The organism is Notoacmeibacter ruber (assembly GCF_003668555.1).
In the GTDB taxonomy this organism is placed as follows: domain Bacteria; phylum Pseudomonadota; class Alphaproteobacteria; order Rhizobiales; family Rhizobiaceae; genus Notoacmeibacter; species Notoacmeibacter ruber.
The window spans coordinates 2,854,701-2,870,697 of record NZ_RCWN01000001.1 but is presented as its reverse complement, the minus strand read 5'-3'; the positions used below and the strand labels follow the sequence as shown (position 1 = coordinate 2,870,697).

At 58.7% G+C, this 15,997-nt stretch carries 17 protein-coding genes; 10 read left to right on the top strand and 7 right to left on the bottom strand.

Annotated features, from left to right (window positions below; translation table 11 throughout):
- Nucleotides 1–111: 111 nt before the first annotated feature.
- Nucleotides 112–1,041 (top strand): DUF1402 family protein, encoded by a 930-nt coding sequence (locus D8780_RS13815; RefSeq protein WP_121646125.1) that lies wholly within the window; start codon nt 112–114, stop codon nt 1,039–1,041.
- Nucleotides 1,042–1,080: 39 nt separating this feature from the next.
- Here the strand turns inward: D8780_RS13815 and D8780_RS13810 are convergent, their stop codons facing one another.
- Genes D8780_RS13810 through D8780_RS13800 form a run of 3 tightly spaced genes read right to left on the bottom strand, consistent with a single transcriptional unit; the run spans nt 1,081 to nt 3,465 of the window.
- Nucleotides 1,081–1,644, bottom strand: a complete 564-nt coding sequence (locus D8780_RS13810; protein ID WP_121646124.1) for a Smr/MutS family protein — start codon at nt 1,642–1,644, stop codon at nt 1,081–1,083.
- Nucleotides 1,641–2,753: a murein transglycosylase A gene (mltA, locus tag D8780_RS13805; RefSeq protein WP_121646123.1), complete on the bottom strand. Its 1,113-nt coding sequence runs from the start codon at nt 2,751–2,753 to the stop codon at nt 1,641–1,643. The genes D8780_RS13810 and mltA overlap by 4 nt, the downstream gene beginning before the upstream one ends.
- A 7-nt stretch (nt 2,754–2,760) precedes the next feature.
- Nucleotides 2,761–3,465, bottom strand: coding sequence for a Tim44/TimA family putative adaptor protein (locus tag D8780_RS13800; protein ID WP_121646122.1), 705 nt, complete (start codon nt 3,463–3,465; stop codon nt 2,761–2,763).
- Nucleotides 3,466–3,617: 152 nt separating this feature from the next.
- Between D8780_RS13800 and D8780_RS13795 the strand changes: the two genes are divergently transcribed.
- Nucleotides 3,618–4,103: an FxsA family protein gene (locus D8780_RS13795; protein WP_121646121.1), complete on the top strand. Its 486-nt coding sequence runs from the start codon at nt 3,618–3,620 to the stop codon at nt 4,101–4,103.
- Nucleotides 4,104–4,205: 102 nt separating this feature from the next.
- The gene (secB, locus tag D8780_RS13790) at nt 4,206–4,715 is read left to right on the top strand and encodes a protein-export chaperone SecB (RefSeq protein WP_121646582.1); all 510 of its coding nucleotides are present in this window, start codon (nt 4,206–4,208) and stop codon (nt 4,713–4,715) included.
- 58 nt (nt 4,716–4,773) lie between these two features.
- Here the strand turns inward: secB and dnaQ are convergent, their stop codons facing one another.
- The 4 genes from dnaQ to D8780_RS13770 form a co-directional block, all read right to left on the bottom strand.
- Nucleotides 4,774–5,502 carry a DNA polymerase III subunit epsilon gene (gene dnaQ, locus D8780_RS13785; RefSeq protein ID WP_121646120.1) on the bottom strand — a complete coding sequence of 243 codons (729 nt, stop codon included), beginning with the start codon at nt 5,500–5,502 and terminating at the stop codon, nt 4,774–4,776.
- Nucleotides 5,503–5,598: 96 nt separating this feature from the next.
- Nucleotides 5,599–6,195 (bottom strand): dephospho-CoA kinase, encoded by a 597-nt coding sequence (coaE, locus tag D8780_RS13780; RefSeq protein WP_121646119.1) that lies wholly within the window; start codon nt 6,193–6,195, stop codon nt 5,599–5,601.
- A gap of 29 nt (nt 6,196–6,224) precedes the next feature.
- Nucleotides 6,225–7,076, bottom strand: coding sequence for a shikimate dehydrogenase (locus tag D8780_RS13775; protein ID WP_121646118.1), 852 nt, complete (start codon nt 7,074–7,076; stop codon nt 6,225–6,227).
- Complete coding sequence (locus D8780_RS13770; protein ID WP_121646117.1) at nt 7,069–7,668, bottom strand: Maf-like protein; 600 nt, start codon at nt 7,666–7,668, stop codon at nt 7,069–7,071. The genes D8780_RS13775 and D8780_RS13770 overlap by 8 nt, the downstream gene beginning before the upstream one ends.
- Nucleotides 7,669–8,222: 554 nt before the next feature.
- On the opposite strand from D8780_RS13770, the gene hemE reads away from it, so the two are divergent.
- The 7 genes from hemE to D8780_RS13735 all read left to right on the top strand — a co-directional run bounded on the left by hemE (nt 8,223) and on the right by D8780_RS13735 (nt 15,997).
- Nucleotides 8,223–9,281 carry a uroporphyrinogen decarboxylase gene (gene hemE, locus D8780_RS13765; protein ID WP_245412349.1) on the top strand — a complete coding sequence of 353 codons (1,059 nt, stop codon included), beginning with the start codon at nt 8,223–8,225 and terminating at the stop codon, nt 9,279–9,281.
- Nucleotides 9,281–9,814 (top strand): protoporphyrinogen oxidase HemJ, encoded by a 534-nt coding sequence (gene hemJ, locus D8780_RS13760; protein WP_121646115.1) that lies wholly within the window; start codon nt 9,281–9,283, stop codon nt 9,812–9,814. The genes hemE and hemJ overlap by 1 nt, the downstream gene beginning before the upstream one ends.
- A gap of 203 nt (nt 9,815–10,017) precedes the next feature.
- A complete protein-coding gene (gene rho, locus D8780_RS13755) occupies nt 10,018–11,283 on the top strand; it encodes a transcription termination factor Rho (RefSeq protein WP_121646581.1) in 1,266 nt (421 codons plus the stop codon).
- 44 nt (nt 11,284–11,327) lie between these two features.
- Nucleotides 11,328–12,635 carry a tRNA uridine-5-carboxymethylaminomethyl(34) synthesis GTPase MnmE gene (mnmE, locus tag D8780_RS13750; protein ID WP_121646114.1) on the top strand — a complete coding sequence of 436 codons (1,308 nt, stop codon included), beginning with the start codon at nt 11,328–11,330 and terminating at the stop codon, nt 12,633–12,635.
- Nucleotides 12,636–12,711: 76 nt separating this feature from the next.
- A complete protein-coding gene (gene mnmG, locus D8780_RS13745) occupies nt 12,712–14,577 on the top strand; it encodes a tRNA uridine-5-carboxymethylaminomethyl(34) synthesis enzyme MnmG (protein WP_121646113.1) in 1,866 nt (621 codons plus the stop codon).
- A 2-nt stretch (nt 14,578–14,579) separates the two neighbouring features.
- A complete protein-coding gene (rsmG, locus tag D8780_RS13740; protein ID WP_121646112.1) occupies nt 14,580–15,170 on the top strand; it encodes a 16S rRNA (guanine(527)-N(7))-methyltransferase RsmG in 591 nt (196 codons plus the stop codon).
- Between the two features lie 41 nt (nt 15,171–15,211).
- Entirely contained in the window at nt 15,212–15,997 is a 786-nt protein-coding gene (locus tag D8780_RS13735; RefSeq protein WP_121646111.1) for a ParA family protein, read from the top strand.

Sequence of the window (15,997 nt, the reverse complement as noted above, 5' to 3'; positions counted from 1 at the left end):
CAAGCGGGCGCCAAGTCTCATGATTGCATCGAGGCCACAGGCTATGGCTTTGTGGCCTCGATTGGCGCTTGGGCCATGACAAGGCGTGTCCGATCGCCTAACCACTGTCTTATGCGACGCCTCATATCGACAGTCTTTCTGATAGCCTGCCTGCTTGCGGCCGCGCCCGTGAGCGCCGCAACCATTGTGCCGCCCGGCAACCGCTCGGCTACACAGCCGCCCGTGCCCGGTGCTTCAGCCAAGCGGACGGCCGCGCTTCGAACCACCTATGAAGCGAAATACCGGAAGATCAAGGAACTGATCGCAGGCGACGACAAGCTGCAGAATAAGATCCGCGAGGCCGCGCAGGCCTATGAGATCGATCCGATCCATATCATCGGCGCGCTTGTCGGCGAGCACACCTTCAATGTCGATGCGTACGACCATTTCCAGACCTACTATGTAAAGGCTATGGCCTATGCGGGTTCTGCTATCCGCTTTGCCTATGACGGCGAGAACGTCACCGATTTCGTCCAGCGACCCGAGTTCGAACCCTGCGGCGGAAAAAGCGACAGCTATGAACTCTGGACCTGCCGGGAAAAGGTCTGGAACGAGAGCTTTCGGGGCAAGACTGTCGGCGGGAAATCCTGGCCGGACAACCGCTTTTCAGCCGTCTTCTTTCAGCCCTTCTATGCCGGTCAGACCTTCGGGCTGGGCCAGCTCAATCCCCTGACGGCGCTGGAGACCTCCGATCTCGTCAATCGGGTGTCAGGACTGCCGAGGTTGTCGGCCGACCAGCCGACAGAGGTCTATGCGACCATCATGGACCCCGACACGACGTTGCCATATGTCGCCGCGGCGATCCGGATGAGCATTACCGCCTATCGTGATATTGCCGGTATGGATATCAGCCAGAACCCGGGCCTGACCGCGACGCTCTATAATCTCGGCAACCCCGAGGACCGTGCACGTGCGCTGAAAGCGCGTGGCGGTATGCCACGGGAAAATTTCTATGGCTGGTTCGTCAATGAAAAACTGGATGAACTCGAACAGCTCATGTGAGGCGCTCTCAGCCGCCAATCTTCAGCCGGATTCCTGACTTCAACGCCGACGTAAACGCACATAAAGTGCGCCGGAGCCACCATGGTGTCTCGCCGCCGGTTCATGCGCTGAAACGAGCGTGCGAAAGGGAGGCGTGCTGAGCCATTGGGGGACCATCCGTGCCAGAACGCCCTGGCTTTGCGGCGAAGAGCCCTTGCCGGTAATCACGAGGACGTGGCGGCGGCCTCTGGCAACAGCGGCGGAAAGAAACGCCAGAAGCTGATCGTGAGCTTCGGCCTGAATCAGACCATGCAGATCGATCCGCGCCTCGATGGGCAGACGCCCCTTCGCCAGCTTCCGCTTCTGAATCCGGTCTATCGAAGGCTGCGGCATGCGCTGCTTGTGAGCGGCGCCTTTATCAGCCGGATTCGCAAACTTTTCCGTCAGCTGCGAAGCCGCCTTGGTCACATCGAATGACGGCGCCTGTGCGTCGTCCTGTTCGGGCATCATCGCCTGAACGGAGGCGCTGCCATGCAGGGGGCGCGTACTCCGCGCAACCCGATGCCAGAGGATACGGTCCTCCTCCGACAGGTGCTTTTCCTTTTGACCACTGCGCCGCCTCACGACGACCTGCCCGGCGGCGGGGCCGCTTTCGGCCAGAGAACCCAGAACCGCGCATCTTCCTTGATGCCGCCAGCGCGCTCACCCGCCTCATCTCCCGAGCCGAAGAAGAGATCAGCCCGTGCCGCTCCCGTGATTGCGCTTCCCGTATCCTGCGCGATCATCAGCCGCTGAAACGGCTTCTCGAAGCCCTGAACCGACGGCGCATCGATGAAGAAGGGCGTGCCGTAGCGCCACAACGTCCGATCGATGGCAATCGACCGACCTGCCGTTAGTTGACACCCCTCCGCACCATATGGCCCGCGCTCTGGATCGCTTTCCGTGATTTCCTGGAAGAAGATGTAGGAGCGATTGCGGGCCAGCACGTCGCGATGACGGTCCGGGTTAGCTTCGAGCCATGCGCGTGTGCCTTGCATGGAAAGACCGGAGCGGTCGATCGCGCCTTCTTTCAGAAGACTCATCGAGATACCTGAAAAGCGATGACCGCTTTTGCCGGCATAGCCGACCCTTGTGCGCGTCCCATCGGAAAAGCGGAGGCGAGCCGACCCCTGAATGTGAATGAAGAAGGCATCGACCGGCCGGAGCCACACCAGTTCCAGACCACGATTATTCAGTGCACCGTCCATGATCTGGCCACGGTCGAAAAACTCGACGATCTTGCCGTCAATGCGGCGACCGAACCGGAAATAGGGATCCATGCCGGCAGGCCGATTCGTTTCATCAATCTCCACCAGATCGGCGGGACGTCGGTGCAGCGGCGTCGAAAAAACCGCTGTCCGACGGCGCGAAGCATCGACTTCCGGTTCGTAATACGCAGTTACGAGGCCAGGCCGTTTGTCGAGCCGGCGGACCCGCCAGGCTTCGAAATGCTCTTTGAAATAGGTGCGCGCCGCAGCGGCGTCGCCAGCCGCGTGGCAAAGTAGCTCCGAAAGAACCGGTTCGAGATAGGCCTCGGTCGGATCGTAGCGACGGGTGGAAATCTCGCGATGCGGCATCAGGGCGCTTTGTCGAAGCGCCTCTACCGCGAGGTGCTGGTCGTCATTCCGCCAGCCAGGCAATTGGTCCAACGGGACGGGCCCCGTGAAACGCGCATCGGCCTCCGTCACAGCCATAACTGGCTCAGGCGTCGCCAGTTGCGATCAGCTGCCAGTTCGGATCCGGCGAGGTGACATCGCGGGCGAATGTCCAGACATCGACACCTTCCGTCACCTGATCCGCATCCCCTTCGACGAGATTGCGTTCGCTGTCATAGGTGGCCGAAATCATTTGCGACACGAAGCGGATCGTGATCTGGGCCTCGTTGCCACTCATGCCGGCGGTCTGAATGTCCGCCTTTTCCAGCCCGACATAGGTGCTCTCGACCTCATGGCCTGCCTTCTGCCGCTCGATGAGGGCGGTATCGAAATCGCGCATCACCTCGGGAGAAAGAAGGCTGGACAGGGTCTTTCGATCGCCTGTCGCAAAAGCCTGCACGATCATTTCATGGGCTGCCCGCGCGCCATCCATAAAGCGGCGCGGTTCGAAGGACGGATCTTTTTCGACAATCGTCCGCAGACCGTCATTGGCGGGCGTGCCGGGTTTGGCGATCTGGTCTGCCTGCCGCACACGCTCTTCCGTATCGTCTTCCGCCATTTCCGGCGTCGGCTGCCCCTCGCGGCGAGGCAGAGCCACCACATTGTCGTCGCGGGCCTCATCCGGGGTGCGGAAAACATCGGTCGGCGGGCGTTCGCGACCGGTACGCCGTCCCAGTACACTCCGTAGCTGGAAGGCGATCACCACCGCCAACACGAGAAAAAACAGTGTACTCAAATCGACAAATTCCATAGCCGGTTGGGATCCATGCCTTGGGAGCGCTCGGAGCGCGGTTTCTTCTCTTCGGATATAGACTGAAATTCCAGCCGTTCAAATGGCGAGCCATCGTTCCCATATAGCAGGACGGATCAGAACGAACTTATGATAAGAGAAGGATCGATCTTTTGCGTTTCGGCATCATCCCGTTTCTGCTTCTGGCCATTCCAATAGCGGAAATCGCCGCCTTCATCGCCGTGGGCCAGTGGATCGGTATCTTTCCGACTCTGCTCGGCATCGTCATCACCGCCATCATCGGGTCGATCCTGCTGCGGCGCCAAGGCCTGGCGACGCTCAATGCGATCCGACGAGAAATCGATGCAGGCCGCGTGCCGGGCCGGGAACTGGTTCATGGTCTGATGATCGCCTTGGCCGGCGTCCTGCTGATGACGCCGGGCTACGTGACCGACACGCTAGGCTTTCTGCTTTTTATACCTGCGCTTCGAGACAGTGCGTGGCATTTTCTTCGCCAGCACGTGGTTCTGGTTGCGAGCAGCAGCATATTCGAGAGGCAGGGGCAGCCCCGCCCTGGCCCCTCCTCGCGACCGCGGCCCCGGAGCGGCCCGAACGTCGTCGATCTCGATAGCGAGGATTATCACGTCCACCGGGAATAGGCTCTGGCTGAAACTTGTTCGGTCCAGCAAGCCATGATAGCCCTCCAGCGCAATTCAGACGCTGCGCCGAGCACCGTGCGCAAGACTAAAGGAACAATGGAAATGGCCGAGAACGAGACGCCGAAACCAGAGGCGACCGAAGGACAGAAGCCGCAGCCGCAGATCAACGCCCTCGTACAGTATATGAAGGATCTCTCCTTCGAGGCCCCAGCGACGCCGAACATTCTGCGCGAACTGAAGAGCAATCCGGCGATCAACGTCAATGTAGCCGTCAATGCCAATGCTCTCGGCAATGACACATTCGACATCGTTTTGAAGCTGGAAGCCAAGGCCTCGATGGAAGAAAAAGTCGTCTTCCATATCGAGCTGGAATATGGCGGCATCTTCAAGGTTTCGGGCTTCCCGACCGAGCACGTCACGCCGGTCGTTTACATCGAGTGCCCTCGCCTGCTCTTCCCGTTCGCCCGTCAGGTCATCGCCAATACGGTGCAGGCCAGTGGCTTCCCGCCCCTGATGCTCGAGCCGATCGATTTCGCCCAGCTCTTCGCGCGCTCAGCTGCCGAAGCGAAGGCTCGGGAAGCGGTGTCACAGAACACCCAGTCCGTGAATTAATCCATTTAGGTTTCACGTGAAACAAGGCGGGGCGGTCTCTCTCGTCCCGCCTTTTCCGTCAGCCGGCCGATTCCAGAAGCTCTGTTGGCATGTAGGACGGATCGCACTTCTGCCAGAGCGGCTCGGAACCGAGCTTTTGCACCATTTCGTAGTGCCGGGCCTTTTCTTCGCTTGTCAGACGTGGCTCCAATGGCCGCTCTCTTATCGGAAGATCGAATTCCCTGTCGGACTCATCGCTATCGCCGCCACGACGCGCCGTCAGTCCGAGAGATGTCTGCCGGCCGCCAGTGAGTTCGAGATAGACATCGAGCAGCAGTTCACTATCGAGAAGCGCGCCGTGAAAAGTGCGACGCGACGAATCAATGCTGTAACGCTTGCAGAGCGCATCCAGACTGTTGGGGCCCATTGGATGCCTGCGTTTCGCAAGCTCCAGCGTATCAACGATCATATGCGGCGGTAGCGGATCACGCTGCATACGCGCCAGTTCGGCATTGATCATGCGCACATCGAAACTGGCATTGTGGGCGACCAGCTTGGCATCCGCGAAAAACGACAGAAACTCGTCGCAGACATCGCGGAAGAACGGCTTTCCGGCCAGCTTGTCCATACCGATGCCGTGGACCGCCAGAGCTTCCGGATGAACATCGCGATCTTCGGGATGAATCAACATGTGAAAGGTGCGACCGGTTGGAATACGGTCCACCATCTCAACGCCGCCTATTTCGATCACCCGATCGAGGGCAAAATCCAGCCCCGTGGTCTCGGTATCGAAGATAATTTCCCGCATCGTGCCGCTTCCCTTATTCCCATCCGGATTGAATCAGAGATAAAGGTCACGGGGTAGTGAACGGATCAGGAACGGAAATCCGTTCAACACATGCCTTTATTCGTCCATCGCGGTAATCTGTTCGATCACTTCGCGGACCTGACGGCGGGCCGGCTCCATCCCCTCCCCCGTTTCGATGATGAAATCGGCGCGATTGCGTTTTTCCGCGTCTGGCACCTGCCGCGCGAGAATGCGCTCAAAATCCTCCTCACTCATCGTCTCCCGCTCGAGAACACGTTTGCGCTGGATATCCGCAGGTGCGGTCACCACAATGACCGCATCCATCCGCGCGTCGCCACCGGTTTCATAAAGAAGGGGAATATCGAAAAGAACAAAGGGCGCCTCCTCCAGCTCGGCTTCAGCCAGGAAGGCGGTTTCGTCGGCCTGGACAAGCGGATGGACGATCCTCTCGAGAACCGCCATGGCCTCGTCATTTCCAACCACATGCTCGCGCAAAGCGTCGCGATCTACAGCGCCGTTGCGCACCACATCGGGAAAGGCCTCGCCGACCGGCTTCACGGCCGCACCTCCTTTCGCATAGAGGCGGTGCACCGTCGCATCGGCATCGTGAACCGGTATGCCCGATTTCGCGAACATACGGGCCGTTGTGCTCTTGCCCATCCCGATGGAGCCGGTCAGACCAACTTTCTTCATGCGTTGCCCCTTGCTTGACGTTCAGATGGTCAATGTCCGGCTGCGAGATCCTCTTCCACCCGCCGGCGGAGACCCGGTGTCACCTCTGGCCTCGTTCCGAACCATCGTTCAAAACTCGGAACGGCCTGATGCAATAACATGCCCAAGCCATCTACGGTCGGCAGGTCGCGCCGCTGCGCGGCCTTCAGAAGCGATGTTTGCAGCGGGCTATAGACAATATCCGTGACAGTGGCGCCTTCCGCCACATGATCGAGACCACTCCAAACTTGCTGGTCCGTTTCGTTGCCCATGGTCAGTGAAGTCGTATTCACGACAAAATCTGCATCGGAATAGAGAGCTTCTTCGCGCGCCCAGTCCATGGCGTGGCATGATCCGCCAAACCGTGCGGCGAGCCGTTCAGCCCTTGCTGCCGTACGGTTCGCGATACGGATATCGGCGAAGCCCCGGCTGAGAAGTCCGTGGAGGACTGCAAGTGCCGCGCCACCGGCACCCAACACGACAGCGCAACGAGGATTCTCGTCCCAGCCCGGCGCCGCATGATCCAGATTGGCGAGAAATCCATAGGCATCGGTGTTGTCACCCAACAGTCGGTCTGCCTCCCGCCAGATGGTATTGACGGCGCCGATGGCTTCGGCCGTGTCCGTAAGTTCGTCGATATGTTCGAGCATCGCCTCCTTGTGTGGAATGGTGACGTTGCAGCCCGCCAACTCTCCGCCGCGAACCCGACGTAAAAATCCAGAAAGATCAGCCGGCGAAACATCGTAGGCATTATATGCTCCATCGATCCCGTATTCGGCGATCCAATTTCCGTGAATAAGTGGCGAGCGGCTATGGGTAATCGGGTGCCCGATAACACCTGAGCGAATGGATTCGTCAGCCATCGATCGCTCCTATCCGGCGCAATTCATTGAGAAGCGGCAGAAGCGGCAGTCCGATGATCGTCCAGTAGTCCCCTTCGATTCGCTCGAAGAGCTGGATGCCCGGCCCTTCAATCTGGTAGGCGCCCACGCTCCCTAGGACCGTTTCCCCTACCGAGGCGAGATATCGGCTGATGTAATCGGGTTCGAGATCGCGGACGGTCATCTTCGCGACCGAAACATGACGCCATATGGCTTCGCCGTTACGGCAGAGTACGAGGCCACTCGAAAGCGTATGGGTCTGGCCGGAGAGCTTCAAAAGCCGCTCTCGAGCCTCTTCGAGATTGGCCGATTTGTGAAGGATTTCGCCGTTTAAAGAGAGCACCTGATCGGCGCCCAAGGTGAGGGCGTTCGGACGGTGCTCTGAAACGGATATCGCTTTGGCCGCGGCAAGTTCGACAGCCAGATGAGCCGGCTCGGCGTTACCTTGCGCTATGTTCGTCTCGACGCTCCGCTCGTCGATTTTGGACGGCACCGCCTCCACGGTGAGACCCGCATCCTGCAGCAATTGTCGCCGCCACGGACTGGCCGATGCGAGAATTATCGTTTCGTTCATCGCCGTCCCTTAGGTTCTCCCGCTTACAAGCCACGGTTAGCGGGCAGTGCGAATCATCGCAAGACAGGCTGGCGACTCGGAAAAGTCCGCGAGTCCATATCGGGCGTAAGAGTTTGTTAACTTCTCCCCGCTGGAATCGGGGTGGTGTGAATCATTGGGGGCATTTGTGCCTCCTTGTCGAAGGCGGCCCGAGAGCCTGTAAAACTCAACGATTTGTCCACAGCGATCAGTGCTTTGGGTGAAAAACACCGAATGTGGAAAACATCAGGGATGAAAGCTTCGTCGTCCCCGCTCTATCCATCGGTGCCTCGTTGTCTCGACACGCCCGCAAAGGCCTGCAGGGAATTAATAAATTCTTAACACGGTTAGGGCTTGTCCCCACCTGTTGGTCCGCGATATGGCCGACGCAACGGGCCAGCAATTTTTACGCGGGCTTGGGGACACCGAATAATTCCTGACTCTCACCGACTCTAAGAATAAACAATATCCCTTCGGGAGTTTTCTTTAGAAATTTAGGTGGGATAGTCATCCACGCTGGCGCGAGGGAAATGGCCGTGACGGAAACCGATCGACGTATCGTACTCGATGTTCTGAGAGGGGCCTCGGCAGAAACGCCTCCGATCTGGGTCATGCGGCAGGCAGGTCGCTATCTACCGGAGTACAAGCAGACACGACAAAAGGCCGGATCCTTTCTCGACCTTTGCTATAATCCGGAACTCGCGACCGAGGTGACACTCCAGCCGATCCGGCGTTTCGGATTCGATGCCTCCATTCTTTTTTCCGACATTCTGACCGTTCCGCACGCTCTGGGCCGTGATCTCCGGTTCGAAGAAGGCCGTGGACCGATCATGACGCCAATCGCGGCAGATGAGATCGAAGGGCTCTCTGGCGTTGCCGGCTTTCACGATCGTCTTGCCCCTGTCTACGAGACGGTTGGGCGTTTGCGGAAGGAGTTGCCCGCACAGACTACCCTGCTCGGCTTCTGCGGCGCCCCCTGGACGGTCGCGACCTATATGATCGCCGGACACGGAACCCCCGACCAGGCGCCGGCTCGAATGTTTCTCTATCAGCACCCTGATAGAATGGATGCGCTTCTCGGCGAATTGGCGCGCCGTTCATCCGAATATCTCATTCGCCAGATCGAAGCGGGCGCGGACGCGGTTCAGATCTTCGATTCCTGGAGCGGCGTTCTCGACGAAGCGAGTTTCGAGCGCTGCTGCGTGCGACCGGTCAAACTGATCGTCGAAGCCATCCGTTCGCGCTTTCCCGATGTGCCGATCATCGGTTTTCCGAAAGGCGCAGGTTCATTGTATGACGGCTATCGTCAGGCAACCGGCGTCGATGCGCTCGGATTGGACTGGACGGTGCCTTTAAATCAGGCGCGGCGTCTGCAAAAGGATGGGCCGGTCCAGGGCAATCTCGATCCGCTTCGTCTGGTAGCTGGTGGCAATGCCTTGGATGAAGGCGTCGACGCAATTCTCGCTGCACTGGCGGATGGACCTTTCATCTACAATCTCGGCCATGGCATCACGCCGCAGGCGCCGATTGAGAATGTTCAGCGTATGATCGATCGGGTCCGAAGCTGGCCCCGACGCGCACGAGACATGAACTGATGGGAGAGGGAAAGCGCTCTTTTCGCGAGAATCCGGCCATCCGCGCCGTGTTGTCTCTCGTCATTACGGCAGGTTTGCTGCTCGCTCTCCTCGCATGGGCCGGAGATGGTTTTTACCTCTGGGCAAAAGCCTTGCACGTCATCGCGATTATTAGCTGGATGGCGGCGATGCTCTATCTTCCGCGGCTTTTCGTCTATCATACGCAGGCTGCGATCGGTTCTCCGGAAAGCGAAACCTTCAAGGTGATGGAGCGCCGCCTCCTGCGGGCGATCATGAATCCGGCGATGATCGTGGCATGGGTGCTGGGACTCTATCTCGCGATCACATCCGGCGCTTTTTCAGAAGGCTGGTTTCACGTGAAACTGGCTTCGGTCCTCCTGCTATCGGGCCTTCATGGTTATCTCTCGGCTGCGACACGCCGGTTCGCGGAAGACCGCAACGAGAAAGACACGCGCCATTGGCGCATCGTCAATGAGGGCCCGACGCTTCTCATGATCGTGATCGTCGTGATGGTGATCGTAAAACCATTCTAAGCGCGCGGGACCGTAAAACGGTCCGCGATCTCTTGAATATGCCGAACGCCTCCGATATGCAGCGTTCACCCTCCTTTCGCGCATCGCGTCGCGCCTCGCCCCGATATGAATTTATCCGCGACACCTCTGCGCTTCCCCCAATTGTTTTCGCCGGCTGATGGATCGACCCGTCATATCCGGCTCGCAAAATTTGGATGATTCACATGGAACATATGAAACTTCAGGACCTGAAGAGCAAAACCCCACCGGATCTTATCGCCTTCGCCGAAGAGCACGAGGTCGAGAACGCATCGGTTTTGCGCAAGCAGGAACTGATGTTCGCAATTCTCAAGAAGCTCTCCGATCAGGATGTCGAGATTATCGGCGAAGGTGTCGTGGAAGTGCTTCAGGACGGTTTCGGCTTCCTGCGCTCCGCTTCGGCCAACTATCTGCCCGGTCCTGACGATATCTACATCTCGCCTTCACAGATTCGACGTTTCCAGCTGAAGACCGGCGATACGGTGGAAGGTCCAATCCGTAGCCCGAAGGAAGGCGAGCGCTATTTCGCCCTTCTCAAGGTCAATACGATCAATTTCGATGATCCGGAAAAGATCCGGCACAAGATCCACTTCGACAATCTGACGCCGCTGTTTCCCAATCAGCGCTTCAAGATGGAACTCGACAATCCGGAGAAGAAGGACCTGTCGAGTCGCGTCATCGATCTCGTTGCTCCGCTCGGCAAGGGTCAGCGCGCACTGATCACGGCGCCGCCGCGCACCGGTAAGACGGTGCTGATGCAGAACATCGCTCACTCGATCACGACGAACCACCCGGAATGCTATCTCATCGTGCTGTTGATCGATGAGCGGCCGGAAGAAGTCACGGACATGCAGCGCAGCGTGAAGGGCGAAGTGGTTGCTTCAACCTTTGACGAACCGGCGACGCGACACGTCGCAGTGGCGGAAATGGTCATCGAAAAGGCCAAACGTCTCGTCGAACATGGCCGCGATGTCGTTATCCTGCTCGATTCCATCACGCGTCTCGGCCGGGCCTACAACACCGTCGTGCCGTCATCGGGCAAGGTGCTGACGGGTGGTGTGGATGCCAACGCGCTCCAGCGTCCGAAGCGCTTCTTCGGCGCAGCGCGCAATATCGAAGAGGGTGGATCGCTGACGATTATCGCAACGGCGCTGATCGATACCGGCAGCCGCATGGACGAAGTCATTTTCGAAGAGTTCAAGGGCACCGGCAATTCGGAGATCATCCTCGACCGCAAGGTGGCAGACAAGCGGACCTATCCGGCGATGGATATTCTCAAGTCCGGAACCCGTAAGGAAGACCTTCTCGTGGAGCGCAAGGACCTGCAGAAGATCTACGTTCTTCGCCGCATCCTGTCGCCCATGGGGACGACCGACGCAATCGAGTTCCTGATCGACAAGCTCAAGCAGACAAAGAACAATGACGAGTTCTTTGACAGCATGAATACCTGACGGAGAGTTCGTAGACGGCCGCCGCGTTCCAGGAGAGTCGGAATATGGTCGATACGATCTTTGCACTTTCGTCTGGCGCGGTGCCGAGTGGCGTTGCAATCATCCGCATCAGTGGGCCATCGACCGTAGCTGTATTCGGATCTTTCACTCTGGAGGTCCCGACAGCGCGGCAGGCCGTGTTGCGCAACCTCGAAATCGATGGCGAGATCGTCGATAGCGGTCTCGTCCTCTTCTTTCCCGGACCTCATAGCTTTACCGGCGAAGATGTTGCGGAGCTCCATCTCCACGGCAGTCCGGCGGTAGTGTCGGCTGTCCTGAGCCATCTCTCTGCACTCGAGGGTTTTAGGGCGGCCGAGCCTGGCGAGTTCACGCGCCGCGCCTTTGCCAACGGCCGGATGGATCTGACCGAGGCTGAATCGCTCGCCCAGCTCATCGAGTCGGAAACCGAAGCGCAGCGGCGGCTTGCCATGGGCGGTGCTGCGGGCGAGCAGCGGTCCCTTATCCGCCACTGGCAGGATGAACTGACCGTTCTGCGTGCGAGGCTCGAGGCGGAAATCGACTTTTCCGACGAGGCCGATGTGCCTGAGGATGTTTCGAAGGCCGCGCGGCAGTCACTGGAAGCCCTGACTGCCCAGATGGAGCGCCATCTGGCGTCTTTTCGCGGCGCGGAAATCATACGGCGCGGCTTTCGTGTTGCCTTGGCGGGGCGGCCGAATGCGGGCAAGTCCAGTTTGCTCAACCGCTTTGCTGGCCGCGATGTTGCGATCGTTACGGACATTGCCGGTACGACCCGCGACAGGCTCGAAGTGAGCCTCGATATTCAAGGCTACAAGGTCGTTCTTGTCGACCTGGCGGGCCTTCGCGAAACGGAGGATCTGGTCGAGCGCGTTGGCGTCGAACTGGCCCACATGACGGTGGCCGAGGCGGACCTTGTCCTCTGGATGGATGAAGAGGGGCACGAGCCGCCGTGGCAGGAAGAACCGTCCGAAACCCTCAAAGTGCTGAGCAAGGCCGATTCTAATGCATCGGTCGCTCCGGACGAGGATTGGCTCGCCGTATCGTCCTGTTCCGGCGAAGGAATCGACTCGCTTCTCGACGCTATAGCAGAGCGGCTGAAAGATCAGGTTCCAGCCACCGATCTGCTGCCGCCTGCGACGGAACGACAACGCGATCAACTTTCGATGGCAATAAGGCATTGCAAAAATGCCATCGAGAGCTGGGATAAGCGACCCGTGGAATTGATTGCCGAGGATTTGCGGGCTGCGAGCTTCGCGCTTGGCCGTATCGTTGGACAGGTCGATGCGGAACAATTATTAGACGACATCTTCGCCCGATTCTGCATCGGTAAATGATTCACGTGAAACTGACGCTCGGATTCACGTGAAGCAGAGCGCAATCTGAGTGGTGATTCACGTGAAACATGGCCAATTGTCACATAATTTCGATGTGATTGTGATCGGAGGCGGCCATGCCGGCTGCGAGGCCGCGTCAGCGAGTGCGCGCTCGGGCGCCCTTACAGCGCTGGTGACGATGAAACCTGAAAATCTTGGTACGATGAGCTGCAACCCGGCCATTGGGGGTCTCGGAAAAGGCCATCTCGTGCGCGAAATCGATGCTCTTGGCGGCTTGATGGGCCAGGCGGCCGATAGGGCCGGCATCCAGTTTCGGATGCTCAATCGTCGCAAGGGCGCCGCCGTGCGTGGTCCTCGAACACAGGCGGATCGCAGACTCTACCGCCGAGCCATTCAGGAACTGATCGCCGACCAGGACGGTCTCGTTACGGTCTTTGGCGAAGTGGTGGATCTGGTCGTCGAGAAGGGCAACTGTTGCGGCGTCGTCATGGCCGACGGGACAATTCTCTCGGCGAGAGCCGTGGTTCTGACCACCGGTACATTTCTGGGTGGCGTCATCCACATCGGCGACAGACGAATTGCCGCCGGTCGTGCCGGGGAAAATGCTTCGAACAAACTAGCCGAGCGGCTTCGTGGGCTGGGCCTCAAGATGGGGCGCCTGAAGACGGGCACACCTGCCCGGCTCGACGGTCGCACAATCAATTGGGACGCGATCGGACGTCAGGAGGCTGATGATCAGCCGGTGCCGTTCTCGTTGATGACGGATTGTATCGAGGTTCCGCAAATCGCTTGCGGCGTCACCCGGACCACGCCGAAAGCTCATGAGGTCATCCGGAAAAATCTGTCCCGATCGGCGCTGTTCGGCGGACATATCGAGGGTATCGGACCGCGCTACTGTCCTTCGATCGAGGACAAGATCGAGCGCTTTGGTGATCGCGACGGTCACCAGATTTTTCTCGAGCCCGAAGGGCTTGATGATCACACGGTCTATCCGAACGGCCTTTCGACTTCACTGCCGGAAGATGTTCAGTCAGAAATGATTGCATTGATTCCGGGTCTGGAGCACGCGCGTATTCATCAGCCTGGCTACGCGATTGAATATGACTACCTCGACCCTCGTGGTCTTGAGCCGACGCTGGAGAGTCGGGCCATGCAGGGGCTCTTTCTGGCTGGGCAGATCAACGGTACGACCGGCTACGAAGAAGCTGCGGGGCAGGGGCTCCTCGCCGGACTCAATGCGGCGCGGCAGGCGTTGGGAAAGACCGCGCAGACGATCAGCCGCGGCGAGGCCTATCTCGGTGTTATGATTGATGATTTGATCCGCCATGGCGTGACCGAACCCTATCGGCTCTTTACGAGTCGAGCGGAGTTTCGACTGATGTTGCGGGCGGATAACGCTGATCTTCGACTGACGCCGATCGCCGCCAACCTTGGTATTATCGCAGCGGCGCGGAGAAAGCGTTTTGATACGCTGCGTTCGGATCTCGATGAGGCTCGGTCTCTCCTCACGGATCTCACCTTGACGCCGAACGAAGCTGCGCGGCATGGGCTCCAATTGAATCCCGATGGTAAAAGGCGCTCTGCCTATGATCTTCTGTCGCGACCGGAAATCACCTATGATCGGCTTTCGGGCATCTGGCCGGAACTGTGTTCGGTCGCGTCCAGGATCGCGGAGATGGTCGAGATCGAAGCGACTTACGCCGTTTACACGGACCGGCAGAAGGCTGATGTCGCCGCTCTTTCGCGAGACGCAGCGATTTCAATTCCCGATAAGCTCGACTACGGGACGATTTCGGGATTATCGGCCGAGCTGCGAGCCAAGCTGGAAGCGGCACGGCCAAGAACAATCGCGCAGGCCGGTTCCATTGAGGGGATGACGCCCGCAGCATTGGGGTTGCTGATTGCGCAGTGTCGTCGTCACCGCACGGAGCGGGCCGCATAACAATGCTTGTTTCACGTGAAACAGAAAAGCGACTGGAGCTTTTCGAACAGTTGTTCAAGTCTTGGAATGCGCGAATCAATCTGGCGGCCCCGTCGACCCTTGAAGATTTTAGAAGACGGCATATCGACGACAGCCTTCAAGTTCTTGATCTCGGCGATTTGGGCGCGGAGTGGGTCGATCTTGGTTCGGGCGGCGGACTTCCGGGCTTACCGATCGGAATATGTCTGGCGAATGAAGACGGGCACATCCATCTCGTCGAGAGCAATCGCAAGAAAACGTCGTTTCTCCTCAACTGTGTCACGCAATGTCGTGCTGCCGCAACCGTTCACCCCGTCCGGATCGAAGACGCCTCAGAACGGATTGAACGGGCGGACTTCGTGACGGCTCGTGCGCTCGCCCCTCTCGATCTTCTGATCGCGATGGCAGAGCCCTGGATGTCCCGCGGCGCTATCGGGCTGTTCCACAAAGGTCGGCGATATGAGGAGGAAATCGCATCGGCTCGAACACGTTTCGAATTCGATCTTACTGTGCATCAAAGCGTCATCGATGCCGAAAGCGTGATTCTAAGGATTCAAAACCCCGTCCGGTTGTGATTTAAGTAGGGTTAACCTTTTCGCTGAATGCGAGGACCGCGATGCGCGTCATAACGATTGCAAATCAGAAGGGCGGGGTCGGCAAGACGACAACTGCGATCAACCTCGGTACCGCACTCGCGGCAACGGGCCAGCGCGTGCTGCTGGTCGATGTCGATCCGCAGGGAAATGCCAGTACGGGTCTCGGCGTGGAACGCGAAGAACGTCTTATCAGCGCTTACGACGTTCTGGTCGGCAGTCACAGCATTGCCGAAGCTGCCATTCCGACGGCCGTACCGGGGTTGCATGTGGTCGCCTCGACCATGGATCTCCTGGGTGTAGAGATGGAGATTGCGGGCGAAAGAGATCGCGCGATGAAACTCAAGACCGCGCTGCGTGCGGCTCGTATCGCCGGCGCAAAATACGACTACGTCCTGGTCGATTGCCCGCCGTCTCTGAATCTTCTCACGCTGAATGCCATGGCAGCGGCGGATTCGGTGCTTGTGCCCCTCCAATGCGAATTCTTTGCGCTGGAAGGTTTGAGCCAGTTGCTGCGAACCGTCGAACAGGTCCGTCAGACTATCAATGCGAAACTGGAAATTCAGGGCATCGTGCTGACGATGTTCGACCGGCGCAACAATCTCTCCAACCAGGTGGTGGAAGATGTGCGCGAACATATGGGCGAGAAGGTCTATAAGACGGTCATTCCCCGAAACGTCCGCGTTTCGGAAGCCCCCTCCCACGGCAAGCCTGCAATCCTTTACGATCTCAAATGCAGCGGTAGCCAGGCCTATCTCCAGCTCGCTTCGGAGGTTATCCGACGCGAACGCCAATTGCAGGCGGCATGA

Excerpts from the sequence above, each read along its gene's own strand:
- dnaQ (WP_121646120.1), bottom strand. The coding sequence starts at position 5,502 with ATGCGGGAAATTATCTTCGATACCGAGACCACGGGGCTGGATTTTGCC.
- coaE (WP_121646119.1), bottom strand. The coding sequence starts at position 6,195 with ATGAAGAAAGTTGGTCTGACCGGCTCCATCGGGATGGGCAAGAGCACA.
- D8780_RS13815 (WP_121646125.1), top strand. The coding sequence starts at position 112 with ATGCGACGCCTCATATCGACAGTCTTTCTGATAGCCTGCCTGCTTGCG.
- hemJ (WP_121646115.1), top strand. The coding sequence starts at position 9,281 with ATGGGAGAGGGAAAGCGCTCTTTTCGCGAGAATCCGGCCATCCGCGCC.
- D8780_RS13735 (WP_121646111.1), top strand. The coding sequence starts at position 15,212 with ATGCGCGTCATAACGATTGCAAATCAGAAGGGCGGGGTCGGCAAGACG.
- D8780_RS13770 (WP_121646117.1), bottom strand. The coding sequence starts at position 7,668 with ATGAACGAAACGATAATTCTCGCATCGGCCAGTCCGTGGCGGCGACAA.
- mltA (WP_121646123.1), bottom strand. The coding sequence starts at position 2,753 with ATGGCTGTGACGGAGGCCGATGCGCGTTTCACGGGGCCCGTCCCGTTG.
- secB (WP_121646582.1), top strand. The coding sequence starts at position 4,206 with ATGGCCGAGAACGAGACGCCGAAACCAGAGGCGACCGAAGGACAGAAG.
- rho (WP_121646581.1), top strand. The coding sequence starts at position 10,018 with ATGGAACATATGAAACTTCAGGACCTGAAGAGCAAAACCCCACCGGAT.
- mnmE (WP_121646114.1), top strand. The coding sequence starts at position 11,328 with ATGGTCGATACGATCTTTGCACTTTCGTCTGGCGCGGTGCCGAGTGGC.
- D8780_RS13775 (WP_121646118.1), bottom strand. The coding sequence starts at position 7,076 with ATGGCTGACGAATCCATTCGCTCAGGTGTTATCGGGCACCCGATTACC.
- D8780_RS13800 (WP_121646122.1), bottom strand. The coding sequence starts at position 3,465 with ATGGAATTTGTCGATTTGAGTACACTGTTTTTTCTCGTGTTGGCGGTG.
- rsmG (WP_121646112.1), top strand. The coding sequence starts at position 14,580 with ATGCTTGTTTCACGTGAAACAGAAAAGCGACTGGAGCTTTTCGAACAG.